16 protein-coding genes are annotated in these 15,857 nt (G+C 65.1%); 2 read left to right on the forward strand and 14 right to left on the reverse strand.

Annotated elements, in window-relative coordinates; genetic code table 11:
* The first annotated feature begins 236 nt into the window (after positions 1–236).
* On the forward strand, positions 237–1,343 hold the full coding sequence (locus tag HAP48_RS02370; RefSeq protein ID WP_166215082.1) for a DUF2336 domain-containing protein: 1,107 nt from the start codon (positions 237–239) through the stop codon (positions 1,341–1,343).
* A 104-nt stretch (positions 1,344–1,447) separates the two neighbouring features.
* On the opposite strand, the gene ilvC is transcribed toward HAP48_RS02370, so the two are convergent.
* The 8 genes from ilvC to miaA form a co-directional block, all read right to left on the reverse strand.
* Positions 1,448–2,467: a ketol-acid reductoisomerase gene (ilvC, locus tag HAP48_RS02375; RefSeq protein ID WP_029078826.1), complete on the reverse strand. Its 1,020-nt coding sequence runs from the start codon at positions 2,465–2,467 to the stop codon at positions 1,448–1,450.
* A gap of 150 nt (positions 2,468–2,617) precedes the next feature.
* A complete protein-coding gene (locus tag HAP48_RS02380) occupies positions 2,618–3,226 on the reverse strand; it encodes a LysE family translocator (RefSeq protein ID WP_166215080.1) in 609 nt (202 codons plus the stop codon).
* A gap of 7 nt (positions 3,227–3,233) precedes the next feature.
* Positions 3,234–4,112 carry an EamA family transporter gene (locus HAP48_RS02385; RefSeq protein ID WP_166215078.1) on the reverse strand — a complete coding sequence of 293 codons (879 nt, stop codon included), beginning with the start codon at positions 4,110–4,112 and terminating at the stop codon, positions 3,234–3,236.
* A gap of 47 nt (positions 4,113–4,159) precedes the next feature.
* A complete protein-coding gene (locus HAP48_RS02390; protein ID WP_166215076.1) occupies positions 4,160–4,855 on the reverse strand; it encodes a class I SAM-dependent methyltransferase in 696 nt (231 codons plus the stop codon).
* A gap of 3 nt (positions 4,856–4,858) precedes the next feature.
* Positions 4,859–5,401, reverse strand: a complete 543-nt coding sequence (ilvN, locus tag HAP48_RS02395) for an acetolactate synthase small subunit (protein ID WP_016841057.1) — start codon at positions 5,399–5,401, stop codon at positions 4,859–4,861.
* Between the two features lie 21 nt (positions 5,402–5,422).
* Positions 5,423–6,409: a threonine dehydratase gene (locus HAP48_RS02400; protein WP_166215073.1), complete on the reverse strand. Its 987-nt coding sequence runs from the start codon at positions 6,407–6,409 to the stop codon at positions 5,423–5,425.
* A gap of 153 nt (positions 6,410–6,562) precedes the next feature.
* Positions 6,563–8,338 (reverse strand): acetolactate synthase 3 large subunit, encoded by a 1,776-nt coding sequence (locus tag HAP48_RS02405; RefSeq protein WP_166215071.1) that lies wholly within the window; start codon positions 8,336–8,338, stop codon positions 6,563–6,565.
* Between the two features lie 348 nt (positions 8,339–8,686).
* A complete protein-coding gene (gene miaA / locus HAP48_RS02410) occupies positions 8,687–9,616 on the reverse strand; it encodes a tRNA (adenosine(37)-N6)-dimethylallyltransferase MiaA (protein WP_166217045.1) in 930 nt (309 codons plus the stop codon).
* Between miaA and serB the strand changes: the two genes are divergently transcribed.
* Positions 9,615–10,520 (forward strand): phosphoserine phosphatase SerB, encoded by a 906-nt coding sequence (gene serB, locus HAP48_RS02415; RefSeq protein ID WP_166215069.1) that lies wholly within the window; start codon positions 9,615–9,617, stop codon positions 10,518–10,520. The two genes, miaA and serB, sit on opposite strands and share 2 nt — an antisense overlap.
* 177 nt (positions 10,521–10,697) lie before the next feature.
* Here serB and HAP48_RS02420 read toward each other — a convergent pair whose 3' ends face one another.
* The 6 genes from HAP48_RS02420 to HAP48_RS02445 all read right to left on the reverse strand — a co-directional run bounded on the left by HAP48_RS02420 (position 10,698) and on the right by HAP48_RS02445 (position 15,856).
* Positions 10,698–12,200 (reverse strand): Do family serine endopeptidase, encoded by a 1,503-nt coding sequence (locus tag HAP48_RS02420; RefSeq protein ID WP_166215067.1) that lies wholly within the window; start codon positions 12,198–12,200, stop codon positions 10,698–10,700.
* 168 nt (positions 12,201–12,368) lie between these two features.
* Positions 12,369–12,569, reverse strand: a complete 201-nt coding sequence (locus HAP48_RS02425; protein WP_029078835.1) for a DUF2065 domain-containing protein — start codon at positions 12,567–12,569, stop codon at positions 12,369–12,371.
* Between the two features lie 109 nt (positions 12,570–12,678).
* A complete protein-coding gene (gene hflC, locus HAP48_RS02430; RefSeq protein WP_166215065.1) occupies positions 12,679–13,578 on the reverse strand; it encodes a protease modulator HflC in 900 nt (299 codons plus the stop codon).
* Positions 13,575–14,714, reverse strand: a complete 1,140-nt coding sequence (gene hflK, locus HAP48_RS02435; protein WP_166215063.1) for an FtsH protease activity modulator HflK — start codon at positions 14,712–14,714, stop codon at positions 13,575–13,577. Before hflK ends, hflC begins: the two co-directional genes overlap by 4 nt.
* Positions 14,715–14,858: 144 nt before the next feature.
* Positions 14,859–15,371, reverse strand: a complete 513-nt coding sequence (locus HAP48_RS02440) for a dihydrofolate reductase (protein WP_166215061.1) — start codon at positions 15,369–15,371, stop codon at positions 14,859–14,861.
* The gene (locus tag HAP48_RS02445; RefSeq protein ID WP_166215059.1) at positions 15,371–15,856 is read right to left on the reverse strand and encodes a GNAT family N-acetyltransferase; all 486 of its coding nucleotides are present in this window, start codon (positions 15,854–15,856) and stop codon (positions 15,371–15,373) included. The genes HAP48_RS02440 and HAP48_RS02445 overlap by 1 nt, the downstream gene beginning before the upstream one ends.
* Between the last annotated feature and the right edge of the window lies 1 nt (position 15,857).

Consider the following 15,857-nt stretch of genomic DNA (forward strand, 5'->3'; position numbering starts at 1 on the left):
CGCGTGAAGAAAACGCGTCAAGACAAGAAGCTGGAACTTCGGTTCTGATTCAATCAGAACCGAAGCTCTAGCTCCGACGGCTCCGTCGAAAGCGAAAATTGCATCGTGTCCGGTCGCGCCCCGTTAAGGATGCGATGCACCCGTATTTGCACCGGGTTCCACCTTAACGCACGTGTAAGACCGCGCCCTGCATGGTGCAGACAGGTGTCATTCAACAAAAACAAGGTTGCCCATCGATGGCGCAACAGGCGTCACAATCGATTATTGCCGAACTCGAAGATGCGGTCCGGGACGGAACATCCGCCAAACGCGTGCAGACGCTGCGGCAGGTCACCGATCTGTTCCTGAACGACGGCGACCGCCTCAACGATGAACAGGTCAAGGTGTTCGACGACGTGCTCTGCCTGCTCGTCGCGCGCGTCGAGACGCGGGCGCGGGCCGAGCTCAGCAAGCGGCTCGCGCCGCTCGACTATGCGCCGTTTGAGGTGATTCAGCACCTCGCCTGGGACGACGACATCGGCGTCGCGGGCGACGTACTGACCCACTCCAGCCGCCTCTCAAGCGACGCACTGCGCGAGATCGCGAGCAGCAAGGGACAGGACCATCTGTTCGCGATCTCGGCGCGGGAAAACCTGCCCGCCTCCGTCACCGACGTGATCATCGACCGCGGCGAAGACAGAGTGATCCGGCGTCTCGCCAACAACGCCGGCGCGCAGTTCTCCGACAACGGCTATTCCTCGATCGTCGCCCGCGCCGAAGGCGACGACGAGCTGGTCGAGATCCTCGGGCTGCGCATCGACATTCCGGCCAAGCTGCTGCGCGACCTGCTGCAGCGCGCCAAGGATACGGTGCGCGCCCGCCTGCTCGCGATCGCGTCGCCCAGGGCGCGCGAGGAGATCAGCCAGGTGCTGAACGACATCGCGCAGGAAGAGGCCGCCGCTCCGCGCCGCAACTACGGCATCGCCGAAGAGCTGGTCAAGCTGATGAAGCAGCTGAACGAGCTCGATGACGCGGCCGTCTTCAAATTCGCCGAATCCGGCAAGTTCGACGAGGTCACGGTCGCGCTCGCCGTGCTCAACGACATGCCGATCGCGATGATCGAGCGCCTGATGCTCGGGCTGCGCTCCGACCTGATCCTGATCCCGTGCCGCTCGGCGCGGCTGAACTGGCCGACGGTCGAAAGCATCCTGCGCAAGCGGCCGCTGCCGCATTCGATCGACAACGCAACGCTCGAGATCGCGCAGCGCGATTACCGGCGGCTGTCGCTGGAGACTGCACAGCGCACCGTGCGGTTCTGGCAGCTGCACAACAGGATCGAGAAGCAGCCGGTGGCGGCCGGTTAACGTCCCTGCCGTCTTCGTGACAAAGAAAAAGGGTGGGCAACGCGCCCACCCTTTTGTTTTGGCGTGCAGGGCAAGCGAACCGCGCTCGCCCGGCAAATTCAGCCTTAGTTCTTGGTCTTGTCGACCAGCGCGCCCTTCTTGATCCAGGGCATCATGTCGCGCAGCTTGGCGCCGACTTCCTCGATCGGGTGCTGGGCGAGCTTGGCACGGGTCGCCTTGAACGAGGTCTGGTTGACCTTGTTCTCCAGCATCCAGTCGCGGGCGAACTTGCCGCCCTGGATGTCGGCGAGCACGCGCTTCATCTCCGCCTTGGTCTCGGCCGTGACGATGCGCGGACCGGTGACGTACTCGCCGTATTCGGCGGTGTTGGAGATCGAGTAGTTCATGTTGGCGATGCCGCCTTCATAGATCAGGTCGACGATCAGCTTCACTTCGTGCAGGCACTCGAAATAGGCCATCTCGGGCGCATAGCCGGCCTCGACCAGCGTCTCGTAGCCGCCCTTGATCAGCTCGACCAGGCCGCCGCAGAGCACAACCTGCTCGCCGAACAGGTCGGTCTCGCACTCTTCCTTGAAGGTGGTCTCGATGATGCCGGCGCGGCCGCCGCCGATCGCCGAGGCGTAGCTGAGGCCGAGGTCATGGGCATTGCCCGAGGAATCCTTGGCGATCGCGATCAGGCAGGGCACGCCGCCGCCGCGCTGATATTCCGAGCGCACGGTGTGGCCGGGGCCCTTCGGCGCGATCATCAGCACGTCGAGGTCGGCACGCGGATCGAGCAGGTTGAAGTGCACGTTGAGGCCGTGGGCGAACACCAGCGCCGCGCCCTTCTTCATGTTGTCGTGCAGGTGCTCGCGATAGATGTCGCCTTGCAGCTCGTCCGGGGTCAGCATCATGACGAGGTCGGCCCACTTGGCGGCCTCGGCGACTTCCATCACCTTGAAGCCGGCGGCTTCCGCCTTCTTGGCCGAGGCCGAGCCCTTGCGCAACGCAATGGCGACTTCCTTGACACCGGAATCCTTCAGGTTCAGCGCATGGGCGTGGCCCTGGCTGCCATAGCCGACGATGACAACCTTCTTGCCCTTGATCAGGTTCAGGTCGGCATCGCGATCGTAGTAAACTCGCATCGTGGTTTCCTCGTTTGAAGGGGGCCAAAATCGGCCGATGAATCAGGCTTTCGGAAGGTCAGAACCGCCGGGCGCCCGCGAATTTCCGGCGTTGTCTAGAGCATTTTCCCCCTCAGGGGAAACCCCCATCTCGCATGCCGCGGTGCGGCATCATGCGTCCATGAAGACCGGGTAGAGCGAGGCCAGGAGCAGGATGGCCATGACTACGTTGAAGGCACGGATCGCCCGGGGCGAGGTCAGGATCGGCCGCAGCGCGGTGCCGAACAAGGCCCAGACGATGCAGGACACCGTCCCCAGGATCAGGCTCAGGCCGACCTGGATCGCGATGTTCCACGGAAAGGCAGCGATCGCCGCATAGGCCGTGATGGTGCCGATCACCATCACCCAGCCCTTGGCGTTGATCCACTGGAACATGGCCGCGCCCCAGAACGTCATCGGGCCGCGGCCGCCCTTGTCGTCCTTGTCCGCCGAGGGCGGCTCGGCCATGGCGATGACGGCGGCGAGATAGACCAGGTAGGCGACGCCGCCATATTTCAGGATCGTCTGCAGCACCGGATAGGCGATGAAGACCGCCCCTAACCCGACCCCGACCGCCCCGACCATGAAGGCGAAGCCGACCGTGATGCCGACGATGTGCGGCACGGTGCGGCGGAAGCCATAGGTCAGCCCCGACGACAGCAGCATGATGTTGTTGGGGCCCGGCGTGAAGAACATCACGACCGCGAACACGACAAAGGCGAATAGCAGCGAATTCGACATGGTGCCCTCACGCGACTTTCGGCAGAGCTTTTGGCCGCTTCGACAGCAGCATCACGGCGATGCCGGCGATGACAGTGACCATGCCGGCCAGCCGCAGCGGCCCGAACTTCTCGCCGAACACGATGCTCGAAGCGGCTGAGCCGACGAACGGCACCAGCAGTGCGAACGGCACCACCTGCGCCGCCGGATAATCTCGCAGCAGCCGGCCCCACAGCCAGTAGGCGATGCTGGTGGAAATGGCGCCGACAAACAGCATGGAGACAATGCCGGCCGGCGACAGATGCGACAGCGACTGCCAGATCGGCTTGGCGCCCAGCGTCAGCAGCGACAGGCCGAACAACGGGACCGCCGCGCACAGGCAAAGCCATGCGAACAAATCGAACATCCGCGCGCCCTGCGCCGGCCGCAGCAACAGGTTTCCGATTGCGAACGAGACCGGCGAGATCATCAGGATGGCAAAGGCGGTGACGCTGAAATCGTAGCCGACGGTGCCGCAGATCATCAGCAGGCCGATCGCTGCGATGGCGATGCCGGCGGTCTGCGACCGCGACGGCAGTTCGCCGAACAACAGCGCGGCAAAGCCGATGGTGAACAGCGCCTGGCTCTGCACGATCACGCTGGTGAGCCCGACCGGCACGCCGTGGGCGATTGCGATCGACTGCGCAAGGAACTGGCCGAGGAACAAGGTGAGGCTGATTCCGATCAGGAGCAGCCACGAGACCTGGCGCGGCTTGCGCAGCAACAGGCACGGCAGGGCCGCGATGCCGAAGCGCAGCGCCGTCATCAATTCGGGCGGCAGCTCATCGAGCGCGATCCGGCTTGCGACGAACGCAAGCCCCCAGATCACCGCGACCATGACGGCGATGCCAACATCGGCCGGCTTCATTGTTGTTCTTCTTTTGCTTCCGTTTCGGTCGGGATTTCGGTTGGGATCTAGATCTGTTGGTCCGGCATCGGTTTGCGCAGCAGGTAGGTACCGTGCAGCGGCGCGTGGTAATCGACGGAGACCAGCGTGAAACCGGTCTCGGTCAGCATGCGCTCCATCACCCAGCCGAAGGTCGAATATTCGTCGCGCATGTGGGTGATCACGCTTTCGCGCTCGAAATCGTGGTTCTTGATCGAGAAATCGGCCCACCCTTCGACATCGCGATCGACGCCGTCGGGCATGCTGACGAACACCATGTCGCGCAGATAGAAGTTGGCGCCGGGCTTCAGCGCGTTGAAGATCCGCGACAGCGCCACCGCCTTCCAGAAGTCGGGCAAATGATGCAGCGTGAACTCGCTGACGATCAGATCGTAGGAATTCGGCTGATAGGCGAAAGACAACAGGCCGGCCGGCTGGGTCCGGATCTTCGCCTTGCGGTCGCGCGCATAGATTTCGGCGAGCCCGATCATCGCCGGCGAGATGTCGATGGCGTCAACCTCGGCGCCCAGCAGCGCCGCTTCGGTCGCCAGCACGCCGTTGCCGCAGCCGATATCGGCGATCCGCCAGCCCGGCTTGGCGCCGAGCATGGTCAGCGCCTGACGGGCACGGACATCGCTGTCCTCGCTGACGTCATAGATCGAGGCCACCGCGGTATCGAGACCGACCTGCCGCCGTTGCGTGTAGTACCAGTCGCGCGCCAACATGATTCACATCCCTTCCGGCCCGCGCGTGATCGCGGCCACCCCGGTTCGTGACACCTCGACCAGCCCCAGCGGGCGCATCAGGTCGATGAACTGACTGATCTTGGACGAGTTGCCCGTGATCTCGAACACGAAGCTCTCGGTCGTGGCGTCGATCACCCGGGCGCGGAACGCATCCGCCAGCCGCAGCGCCTCGACGCGGTGATCGCCACCGCCCCTCACCTTGACCATCGCAAGCTCGCGCTCGATCGAGCTGCCGGTCAGCGTCATGTCGACGACGCGGTAGACCGGGATCATGCGGTCGAGCTGATGCTTGATCTGCTGGATCACCATCGGCGTGCCCGTGGTGACGATCGTGATCCGCGAGAGATGTTTCTGGCTCTCGGTCTCCGAGACCGTGAGGCTCTCGATGTTGTAGCCGCGGCCGGAGAACAACCCGATCACGCGCGCGAGCACGCCGGGCTCGTTCTGCACGAGCACCGACAGCGTGTGCGTCTCGTTGGGATCGTGACGCTCTTCGAGGAAGTAGGCGGATGCGGGCTGGTTCATGGTCGTCCCCTTACATGCTTTTCACGCCACCGCCCGCTGGGCGGCCGGCGCGGCATCCGTCCCGATCCAGGTCCGGAACAGATCGAAATCGATATTGCCGCCGCTCAGGATCAGGCCGACCCGCTTGCCGGCGAGCCTGGTCTTTTCCCGCAGCGCAGCCGCAAGCGCCGCAGCACCTGCGCCTTCTGCGAGATTATGAGTGTCGGTCCAGTAGGCGCGGATCGCCTGGGCGACCTCGTCGTCGGTGACCTGCACGATGCGGGAGGCGCCCTTGCGGATCAGGGCGAACGCATCCGCATCGGGAATCCGCGTCGCCATGCCGTCGGCAAGCGTGTTGCTCGTCTCGGTGGTCACGATCTTTCCGGCCGCAAGCGACAGCGCGTAGGACGGCGCCTCGGTCGACTGCACGCCGACGATCTCGGTCTTCAGCCCGAGCAGGTCGCGCGCCATGATGCAGCCCGAGATGCCGGAGCCCTGCCCGATCGGCACGTAGAGAATGTCGAGATCGGGCGCGGTGCGGAACAGTTCGAGCGCGTAGGTCGCAACGCCCAGCACCAGGTCCGGGTGGAACGACGGCACCATGTGCAGGCCGGCGAACTGGGCACGGCGCTCGGCCTCTTCCCGCGCCGCCTGGAAGTCGTCGCCATGCTCGACCAGCTCGGCGCCGAACGCGTGCATGGCGCGGTTCTTCTCGACCGAGTTGCCACGCGGCACATAGATTACGGCCGGCACGCCGTGACGGCCCGCGGCAAACGCCAGGCTCTGACCGTGATTGCCGCGCGTCGCCGAGATGATGCCGGGCACATCGGGCCGCTCGCGCTTCAGACGTTCGAGATAGACCAGCCCGCCGCGCACCTTGAAGGCGCCAGTCGGGGTGTGGTTCTCATGCTTGACCACGACCTCGGTGCCGAGCCGTTCAGCCAGCAGCGGCCAGGCATGCGCAGGCGTCGCCGGCACCGCGGTGCCGACGATCTTGTGCGCGCGCTCGAGCTCGTTGAGGTCAAACATCTTGCCTTCCAGTCGCTCTGTTCTCTCGGCTGTCATCCCCGCGAATGCGGGGATCCAGTATTCCAGAGACGCCCGAGAACAATCGAGACGCCGCGGCGTACTGGATCGCCCGGTCGAGCCGGGCGATGACAGTGAAGTTTGTGTCACGCATCATCACACCAGCGCCTTGCCGCCGGAGAAGGCCCTCGCGGTGGCCTCATCGGTGGCTTCTTCCGGCAGCAGCATTTCGTTATGCGCCTTGCCCGACGGGATCATCGGGAAGCAATTCTCCAGCGCGGCGACGCGACAGTCGAACAGCACCGGGCGCTTGATCGCAATCATCTCCTTGATCGCGCCGTCGAGATCGCCGGGCTTGGTCGCCTGCAGGCCGACGCAGCCATAGGCGTCGGCGAGCTTGACGAAATCAGGCAGCGCCTCCGAGTACGAATGCGACAGACGGTTGCCGTGCAATAGCTGCTGCCACTGCCGCACCATGCCCATGTACTGGTTGTTCAGGATGAAGATCTTGATCGGCAGCTCGAACTGGACCGCCGTCGACATCTCCTGGATCGTCATCTGCACCGAGGCGTCGCCGGCGATGTCGATCACCAGGCTGTCCGGATGCGCCACCTGGACGCCGACCGCGGCCGGCAGGCCGTAGCCCATGGTGCCGAGACCGCCGGAGGTCATCCAGCGGTGCGGCTCCTCGAAGCCGAAGAACTGCGCGGCCCACATCTGGTGCTGACCGACTTCGGTCGTGATGTAGGTATCCTTGCCGCGGGTCAGCTCGAACAGGCGCTGGATCGCATATTGCGGCAGGATGATATCGTTGTTCTTCCTGTAGGACAGCGACTTGCGCGCGCGCCATTGCGCGATCTGCTGCCACCACGCCTTGATGTCGGGCTTTTTGGCTTCCGCCTTGAACACCTGCAGCAAGTCGCCGAGAATGTTGCCGGCGTCGCCGATGATCGGCACGTCGACGCGGATGTTCTTGTTGATCGAGGACGGGTCGATATCGATGTGGATCTTCTTCGAGCCCGGCGAGAACGCGTCGGTGCGGCCGGTGATGCGGTCGTCGAAGCGCGCGCCGACGCACAGCATGACGTCGCAATCATGCATGGTCATGTTGGCTTCGTAGGTGCCGTGCATACCCAGCATACCGAGCCAGTTCGGCCCCGACGCCGGATAGGCGCCCAGCCCCATCAGGGTCGAGGTGATCGGGAAGCCGGTCGCCTCCACCAGCTGGCGCAGCAGTTGCGAGGCCTCGGAGCCCGAATTGATCACGCCGCCGCCGGAATAGATCACCGGACGTTTGGCATTGGCGAGCAGCGCCACCGCCTTGCGGATCTGGGTCGCATCGCCCTTCACGCGCGGCGTGTAGGAGATGTGCACGTCCGACTTGCGCGGCGGATGATAGGTGCCGGTCGCGAACTGCACGTCCTTAGGCACGTCGACCACAACCGGGCCGGGCCGGCCGGTGGTGGCGACGTAGAAGGCCTCGTGCAGCACCTTGGCGAGGTCGTTGACGTCGCGCACCAGCCAGTTGTGCTTGGTGCAGGGCCGCGTGATGCCGACCGTGTCGCACTCCTGGAAGGCGTCGTTGCCGATCAGATGGGTCGGCACCTGGCCGGTGATGCAGACCAGCGGGATCGAATCCATCAGCGCGTCGGTCAGCGGCGTCACCATGTTGGTGGCGCCGGGGCCCGACGTCACCAGCACCACGCCGGGCTTGCCGGTCGAGCGCGCATAGCCCTCGGCGGCATGGCCGGCGCCCTGCTCGTGGCGGACCAGGATGTGCTCGACCTCGCTCTGCTGGAAAATCTCGTCATAGATCGGAAGCACCGCGCCGCCGGGATAGCCGAAGACATGCTGCACGCCGTGATCGATGAGCGCGCGCACGATCATCGCGGCGCCGGTCATCTGATTGGGATCGTGGCTCTTGTCGGTCATGGTTCGCTCCGGATGCGCTTGTTTTTGCGCGGCTTTTGTCAGTTCTCGTCAGTTCGGTTTCGGGCAATAAAAAGGGGCCCCAGAGGCCCCATGCACACCGCCCGAATTTGGATGGCCGCTAGCCATCCCGGGCGGTGTGCCTGGGTACGACGGCGATAAGGAGTTTGGTAATAATGTTGCGCACGATACGACCCAGTCTTCCCAAAGGTTGCGCGAACATAGCGGCCAAAGCCCGATTGTCAAGGCAAGGCAAGCACTTTCGCGATTTTTGGAGTGTAACGGGGTTCCAGCCGTTCGGCGAGCATTTTTGCGCGGCGCAACGCGCATGGCAGACGGGCGGCTACGGGGTTACGGGATCCGTTCCTCCAGCCACTCCTTCGCCGCCTCGGGCGCGACCCATTCGAATTCCGGGAGCTGGTGGCGGAACCAGGTGAACTGGCGCTTGGCGTAATGGCGGGTGTCGGCGCGGCCGATCTCGGCGGCCTCCTCCCGGCTGATCTCCCCCTTCAGGTGCCGGATCAGCGCCGGCACGCCGTGCGCCTTCATGGCCGGCAGCAGCGGATCAAGCCCGCGCGCCGCCAATGCGGCGACCTCGTCGAGCGCGCCGGCATCGAGCATCGCGCCGAACCGCGCGTCGATCCGCGCATAGAGCCAATCGCGCTCCGGCGCGAGAAACAGCGCGTGGAATTGGCCCGGCGGCAGCAGCGGCGGCAGGCCCTCGCGATGCCAGTCCGGCAGCGGGCGGCCGGTGGCCTCGACGACCTCGAGTGCGCGCGCGATACGGGTGCGGTCGCGCGGCTTCAGCCGTTCGGCCGACACCGGATCGCGCTCGGCAAGCTCGGCATGCAGCGCCGCGACACCGTGCTGCTCGAGCCTGGCGCGGACGCGGTCGCGCACCTCGGTCGGGATCGGCGGCACCGCCGACAGCCCGCGCGTCAGTGCCTTGAAATACAGGCCCGAGCCGCCGATGAAGATCGGCAGGCGTTTGTCCGCGCGCGCTTCGGCGAGCACCCTGGCCGCGTCGGCCACCCAGGCGCCGGCGGAGAAATTCACGCCGGCGTCGACATGGCCGTAGAGCCGATGCGGAACCAGCGCTTCCTCGCCCGCCGTCGGCCGCGCGGTGATGATTCTCAGATCGCGATAGACCTGCATGGAGTCGGTGTTGATCACGACCCCGCCGGTGCGCTGCGCGAGCGCGAGCGCCAAGGCCGACTTGCCGCTGGCGGTCGGCCCTGCGATAAGCACTGCCTTGTCCAACAATCCCGAATGCGCCTGCATGTCCCTCGTTGCCACGCTGATCTGCAATCCCGCAAGCCCCGCGCTCGACTCCACGATCGTCGATGGTGCGCGGGCCGTGCTGCCCTCACCCGGCCCGGCGCAGTGGCTGTTCAACGAAGTCGCCGTCGACATTCCCTTTGAGAGCCAGGACGCCGGCAGGGACGACATCAAGGCAATCGAGCAGCGCCTGCGCCAGGCCCGCGGCGACCTGCCGATCGACGTTGTCGTGCAGCCTCGGATCGGCCGGCGCAAGAAGCTTTTTCTGGCCGACATGGATTCCACCATGATCGGCCAGGAATGCATCGACGAGCTCGCCGACTTCGCCGGGCTGAAAGCCCATGTCGCTGATATCACCGAGCGGGCGATGCGCGGCGAGATCGAGTTCGAGTCGGCGCTGCGCGAGCGGGTGGCGCTGCTCAAGGGCCTGCCGGTCAACGTGGTCGACGAGGTGCTGGAGAAGCGCATCACGCTGACCCCGGGCGGACGCGACCTCGTCATGACCATGCGCGCGCACGGCGCCTATACCTGCCTGATCTCGGGCGGCTTCACCCTGTTCACCAGCGTGGTCGCGGCCAAGGTCGGTTTCCAGGAGAACCGCGCCAACCAGCTGCAGGTCGAGAACGGCAAACTGACCGGGGAAGTGGTCGAGCCGATCCTTGGGCGCGCAACCAAGCTCGCCACCCTGATCGAGCTCACCGAATCCTTCGACCTCGACGATATTGACACGCTGGTGGTGGGCGACGGCGCCAACGATCTCGGCATGATCCAGGCCGCCGGTCTCGGCGTCGCCTATCACGCCAAGCCGGCGGTCGCCGCCGCAGCCGCGGTGCGGATCGACCACGGCGATCTCACCGCGCTGTTGTACGCGCAGGGCTATCGGCGGGACGAGTTCGCGGCGGGGTGATCCTCGGCGTCGTCCCGGCCGAGTGCGCGCTTGCGCACGGAGCCGGGACCCATAGCCACCGATGCCGGCTAATCTAGGAAAGCCGTTGCCCACTTCCTCAACAAGAGCGGCCGCGGCGTACTGGATCCCCCGCTTTCGCGGGGGATGACAGTGAGGATGAGGCGTCAGCGCGCGCCGTTACTGGACGCCGAGCGCGACGAACCGCAACTCGCCGTCGCCGTTGGAGACCAGCAGCAGCACGGACTTCTTGCCGTCCTTCTTCAGCTGGTCGACGCGCTTCTTGATGTCGGCGGCGCTTGCCACCGCCTCCTGCGCCACCTCGACGATGACATCGCCGGCCGACAGCCGCTTCTCGGCCGCATCCGAGTTGCTGTCGACACCGGTGACGACGACGCCCTTCACGCTGTCCTTGATCTTGTATTTGGTGCGCAAATCCTTGCTCAGCGCCGCGAGGTCGAGACCGAGCGCCTTTTGGGTCACCGGCTTCTCGGCGGTGTCGTCCTTCGACTTGGCGTTGACCTGCTGAACCTTGTCGGTGTCCTCAAGCCGGCCGAGCGTGACCTTGCGGGTCTCCTCATTGCCCTTGCGGATGATGACGACGTCGACTTCCTTGCCGACCGCGGTGTCGGCGACGATGCGCGACAGATCCTTCGGGTCCTTGACGTCCTTGCCGTCGAACTTGACGACGACGTCGCCGGGCTCGATGCCGGCCGGCTTGGCCGGGCCCTTGTCGTCGACGCCGGCGACCAGCGCTCCACGCGCCGGCTTGATGTTGAGGCTGTCGGCGATCTCGTCGGTGACCTGCTGGATGCGGACGCCGAGCCAGCCACGACGCAGCTCGCCGAACTTCTGCAACTGGTCGACGACGCCTGCCACGGTCTTCGACGGCACGGCGAAACCGAGGCCGATCGAACCGCCGGTCGGGGAGATGATCAGCGTGTTGACGCCGATCACCTCGCCTTCGAGGTTGAACAGCGGGCCGCCGGAATTGCCGCGATTGATGGCGGCGTCGGTCTGGATGTAGCTGTCATACGGCCCCTGGCTGATGTCGCGGTTCTTGGCCGAGACGATGCCCGCGGTGACCGTGCCGCCGAGGCTGAACGGGTTGCCGATCGCTACCACCCAGTCGCCGAGACGGATCTTGTCGCTGTCGCCGAACTTGACCGCGACGAGCGGCTTCGGCGGCTTGAACTTCAGGACCGCAAGGTCGGTCTTCTTGTCGACGCCGACCAGCTCGGCCTTGATCTTGGTGCCGTCGTTGAGGATGACGTTGATCTCGTCGGCATCGGCGATGACGTGGTTGTTGGTGACGACGATGCCCGCGGTGTCGACGATGAAGCCCGAGCCGAGCGAGTTGGTCTTGCGCGGCTGGAACTCGCCGCTCTTGTCGCCGCCCTTGCCGGGCGGCCCGCGGCGGTTCTTGAAGAAGTCGTCGAAGAATTCCTCGAACGGCGAGCCCGGCGGCAGCTGCGGCATCGCGCCGCTGCCTTTGTTGGCCTCGATGGTCTGCGACGTCGAGATATTGACGACGGCGTCGATCACCTTCTCGGCAGTGTCGGCGATGCTTTCGGGACCACGCGCGAACGCCGGCACAGAGCTCAGCATGCTCGCAGCACCGATCGAGACCGCGGCTCCCATCATGCGGAGGCGACGGCTCAGGGCTGGTCTGGCAGCGGTCATGTCGGAAGTTCTCCAGGCAAACGGGTTCGAAATCAGCTGGTTACAGAGTGCGCCCGAACGGGCGGGCGGCGCAAGCATCTCAGCCGGATATTTCGGCGAAAAACCGGCCGCAAGAGGCTCACGATTATGTTCATTCCGGCACGATCGGCGCGACGGAACATGCAACGCTCAGCGTCGCACCGCCCAGATCAGGACCAGGCCGGCGACCGCCGAACCGATGCCGACGATGCGTAGCAAATTGTCGGGTGTCGCCAGCGCACTCTTCATCGCCCGGCGCATCCAGGCGGGACTTGCCGCGAACAGGATGCCTTCGAGCACGAACAGGATTCCCAGACCGATGAGGAAGTCGCCGAACGCTATGGACTTCATCGGATGGCAGCCTCCCGCTCGATGCTTGTTGTTGTTTGAGTAGCGGCGACGCGTTGTCCGCATCGCCGCCAAATCATGATGTTCACGCCGTGAAGTTCAAGTCGTGAGGTTACTGTTTCGGCGCGGCGGCCGCCTCAGGCTGCCTGCCGTTGGCGCTGCCGAAATATCTGAAGAATTCAGAGTCCGGCCGCAACAGGAAACGCGTGTCGCCGGACTTGAGGCTGTTCTCGTAGGCCGTCATCGAGCGATAGAATGCGAAGAAGTCCTTGTCCTTGCCGTAGGCCTCGGCGAACAGGCGGTTGCGCTCGGCATCGCCGGCACCGCGGGTTTGCTCCGCGGTGGAGTTCGCCTCGGCAACGATCACGGTTGCTTCGCGATCGGCCTTCGAGCGGATCTCCTGCGCCTTCTGGTCACCCTGGGCACGGAACTCGGCCGCCTCGCGCTGACGCTCGGTCTTCATCCGGTCGTAGACCGCCTGGCTGTTCTGCTCCGGCAAATCGGCGCGGCGGATCCTGACGTCGACGACCTCGATGCCGTATCCGTCAGCCTCCTTGTCGAGCTGCTCGCGGATCCGCGACATCAGCCGCTCGCGTTCGTCACGCACCACCGTGATGAAGTTGACCTCACCGAGCACGCGGCGCAACGAGGCGTTGAGCAGCGTGGTCAGCTGCAGATTGGCGGCCTGGATCGAGCCGACGCTGGTGTAGTAGCGCAGCGCATTCTTGATGCGATAGCGCGCGAAGGCGTCGACCACCAGCCGCTTCTGGTCGGAGGCGATCACCTCCTGCGACGGGTTTTCGAGATCGAGGATGCGCTTGTCGACGTTGATCACCGAGTTCCACGGCGCCTTGAAGTGCAGCCCGGGTTCGGTGACGACGTCGACCGGCTCGCCGAACCGCAGGACGATGGTCTGCTCGGTCTGCTGCACGGTGAACACCGAGCTGTAGCCGACGGCAAGAACGATGAAGAGAATGATCAGGGACACAATGCCGGTGACAGGGGACCTCATCGGGTGGCTCCCTGCTGGCCGGTCGTGGCCGGTGCTGGCGCCGGACGCCGCGGCGTCAGTTCGCCGAGCGGCAGATAGGGCACGATGTTCTGGCCCTGGCTGCCGTCATAGACCAGCTTCTCGGAGCTGCCGAGCACTTTTTCCATGGTCTCCAGATAGATGCGCTCGCGCGTCACGTCGGGTGCCTTCTTGTACTCTTCATAGACTTTGAGGAAGCGCGCGCTCTGGCCCCTGGCCTCGGCGACCGCCTGCTCCTTGTAACCTTCGGCGGCCTGCAGGATCTGGGCGGAACGACCACGCGCTTCCGGGACGATCCGGTTGGCGTAGGTCTGCGCCTCGTTCTGCTTGCGCTCGAGGTCGGCGCGCGCCGCCTGGACGTCGCGGAATGCGTCGATCACCTGCGCCGGCGGATCGACCTTCTGCATCTGCACCTGGGTGATCTGGATGCCCGCGCTGTAGCTGTCGAGCGTCTTCTGCATCAGCTCCTGGACGTTCTGTTCGGTGACGTTGCGCGCCCCGGTCAGGATCGGCTGGATCTGCGAGCGGCCGATCACCTCACGCATCGCGCTTTCGGCAACCGCCTTCACGGTGCCTTCGGGATTCTGGATGTTGAACAGGTAGGCGCCGGCCCCGCCCGGCTTGATGCGCCACAGCACGGTGAAGTCGACGTCGACGATGTTTTCGTCGCCGGTCAGCATCAGGCTCTCCTCCGGCACGTCACGCATGGTGCGGCCGCGGCGAGCGGGATCGTCGATCAGGGTCATGCCGATCGAGATCGTGTTGACGCGCAGCGCCTTCGGCAGCAGCACTGTCTCGATCGGATATGGCAGGTGATAGCGCAGGCCCGGCTGCGCATCGCGGACATACTTGCCGAAGCGCAGGACGACGCCGAGCTCTTCGGACTGCACGCGGAAGATGCCGGTCGCGAACCAGATCGCCAGCGCGGCGACCAGCACCAGGGCGACGCCCATGCCGCTGAAATGCCCGCCGGGCAGCCACTGCTGCAGCCGGTCCTGGCCGCGCCGCAGCAGATCCTCAAGATCCGGCGGTCTCGGCCCGGCTGACTGCGGACCGGTGCCCCACGGCCCTTTCGGACCCGAGCCCCACGGCCCCCCGCCTTGATTTTTCCACGGCATCAAACATCTCCTCAGCAAGTCCGGACGGGACGCCCGGCCTCGAATGTCCGGCCCGGTTATAGGGGACCGCTAGGGCCCTTACAACGCAAGCTTCCTCGCCGGACGAGCTATGCGCCGGGCCATAATTGTCAATGCAAACATTAGTTAACGTTGGCTGCGCCGACGATATGTCACATAGGAGAAGTCGACGCTGTCGTCCGGACCTGCCGGATTTCGCACGCGCGCGACCTCGTCCCACTGCCCCGCATCGATTTTGTCGAACCGCGTATCGCCGTCCGGCCTGGCGTGAACCTCGGTGATCTCCAAGCGATCCGCCACACCCATCCACTGCGCGTAAATTTCCGCGCCGCCGATGATCGCGATCTCAGTGGCGAAACGCCGCAGCGCGTCACCAAGCGCAATGGCGCGGGCGTTTTCGAACGACGTCGTGACGATGGCGCCGCGCGCGCGGTAGTTCGCATCGCGCGTCACCACGATGTTGGTGCGCCCCGGCAGCGGCCTGCGCAGGGATTCGAAGGTCTTGCGTCCCATCACGACGGGCTTGTTCAGCGTGATCGCCTTGAGGCGCTGCTGGTCGGATTTGAGCCGCCACGGAATGGCGTTGCCGCTCCCGATCACGCCGTTCTCGGCGACCGCAACGACCAGCACGATCTCCATCAGCGTGTCCCTTCCGCGAGCGCCGACAGCGCCGGACCGGAGACGCGGCAGATCGTCCATTCGTCCATCATCTCGGCGCCGAGCGACTTGTAGAACGCGATCGACGGCGCGTTCCAGTCGAGCACCGCCCATTGCAGGCGCGCCCCGCCATTGGCGAGGCATTGCTTCGCCAGATGCACCAGGAGCGCCTTGCCGATGCCGTTGCCGCGCAGCGCCGGGCGCACGAACAGGTCTTCGAGATAGATGCCGTGGCGGCCGGCGAAGGTCGAGAAATTGACGAACCAGACCGCGAAGCCGGCCGGCTCGCCGTTCCATTCCGCGATGTCGCAATAAAGCCGCGGGTTCGCGCCGAACAGCGCTTCGGCGATATCGGCCTCGCTGGCGTGGACCTCATGCAGAAGCTTTTCGTAGTCGGCGAGCTCGCGGACCAGCGAGAACACCAGTCCGGCCTCATCGGGCCGCGCGCGGCGGATGGTCAGCGACATT

The sequence above is a fragment of the Bradyrhizobium septentrionale genome (genome assembly GCF_011516645.4).
Taxonomy (GTDB): domain Bacteria; phylum Pseudomonadota; class Alphaproteobacteria; order Rhizobiales; family Xanthobacteraceae; genus Bradyrhizobium; species Bradyrhizobium septentrionale.

What these genes read in the sequence shown, in the direction of transcription:
- HAP48_RS02405 (WP_166215071.1), bottom strand. Translation starts at nt 8,338, where the DNA reads ATGACCGACAAGAGCCACGATCCCAATCAGATGACCGGCGCCGCGATG.
- HAP48_RS02420 (WP_166215067.1), bottom strand. Translation starts at nt 12,200, where the DNA reads ATGACCGCTGCCAGACCAGCCCTGAGCCGTCGCCTCCGCATGATGGGA.
- ilvN (WP_016841057.1), bottom strand. Translation starts at nt 5,401, where the DNA reads ATGAACCAGCCCGCATCCGCCTACTTCCTCGAAGAGCGTCACGATCCC.
- hflK (WP_166215063.1), bottom strand. Translation starts at nt 14,714, where the DNA reads ATGCCGTGGAAAAATCAAGGCGGGGGGCCGTGGGGCTCGGGTCCGAAA.
- HAP48_RS02390 (WP_166215076.1), bottom strand. Translation starts at nt 4,855, where the DNA reads ATGTTGGCGCGCGACTGGTACTACACGCAACGGCGGCAGGTCGGTCTC.
- hflC (WP_166215065.1), bottom strand. Translation starts at nt 13,578, where the DNA reads ATGAGGTCCCCTGTCACCGGCATTGTGTCCCTGATCATTCTCTTCATC.
- HAP48_RS02440 (WP_166215061.1), bottom strand. Translation starts at nt 15,371, where the DNA reads ATGGAGATCGTGCTGGTCGTTGCGGTCGCCGAGAACGGCGTGATCGGG.
- HAP48_RS02425 (WP_029078835.1), bottom strand. Translation starts at nt 12,569, where the DNA reads ATGAAGTCCATAGCGTTCGGCGACTTCCTCATCGGTCTGGGAATCCTG.
- ilvC (WP_029078826.1), bottom strand. Translation starts at nt 2,467, where the DNA reads ATGCGAGTTTACTACGATCGCGATGCCGACCTGAACCTGATCAAGGGC.
- serB (WP_166215069.1), top strand. Translation starts at nt 9,615, where the DNA reads ATGTCCCTCGTTGCCACGCTGATCTGCAATCCCGCAAGCCCCGCGCTC.
- miaA (WP_166217045.1), bottom strand. Translation starts at nt 9,616, where the DNA reads ATGCAGGCGCATTCGGGATTGTTGGACAAGGCAGTGCTTATCGCAGGG.
- HAP48_RS02400 (WP_166215073.1), bottom strand. Translation starts at nt 6,409, where the DNA reads ATGTTTGACCTCAACGAGCTCGAGCGCGCGCACAAGATCGTCGGCACC.
- HAP48_RS02385 (WP_166215078.1), bottom strand. Translation starts at nt 4,112, where the DNA reads ATGAAGCCGGCCGATGTTGGCATCGCCGTCATGGTCGCGGTGATCTGG.
- HAP48_RS02370 (WP_166215082.1), top strand. Translation starts at nt 237, where the DNA reads ATGGCGCAACAGGCGTCACAATCGATTATTGCCGAACTCGAAGATGCG.
- HAP48_RS02445 (WP_166215059.1), bottom strand. Translation starts at nt 15,856, where the DNA reads ATGTCGCTGACCATCCGCCGCGCGCGGCCCGATGAGGCCGGACTGGTG.
- HAP48_RS02380 (WP_166215080.1), bottom strand. Translation starts at nt 3,226, where the DNA reads ATGTCGAATTCGCTGCTATTCGCCTTTGTCGTGTTCGCGGTCGTGATG.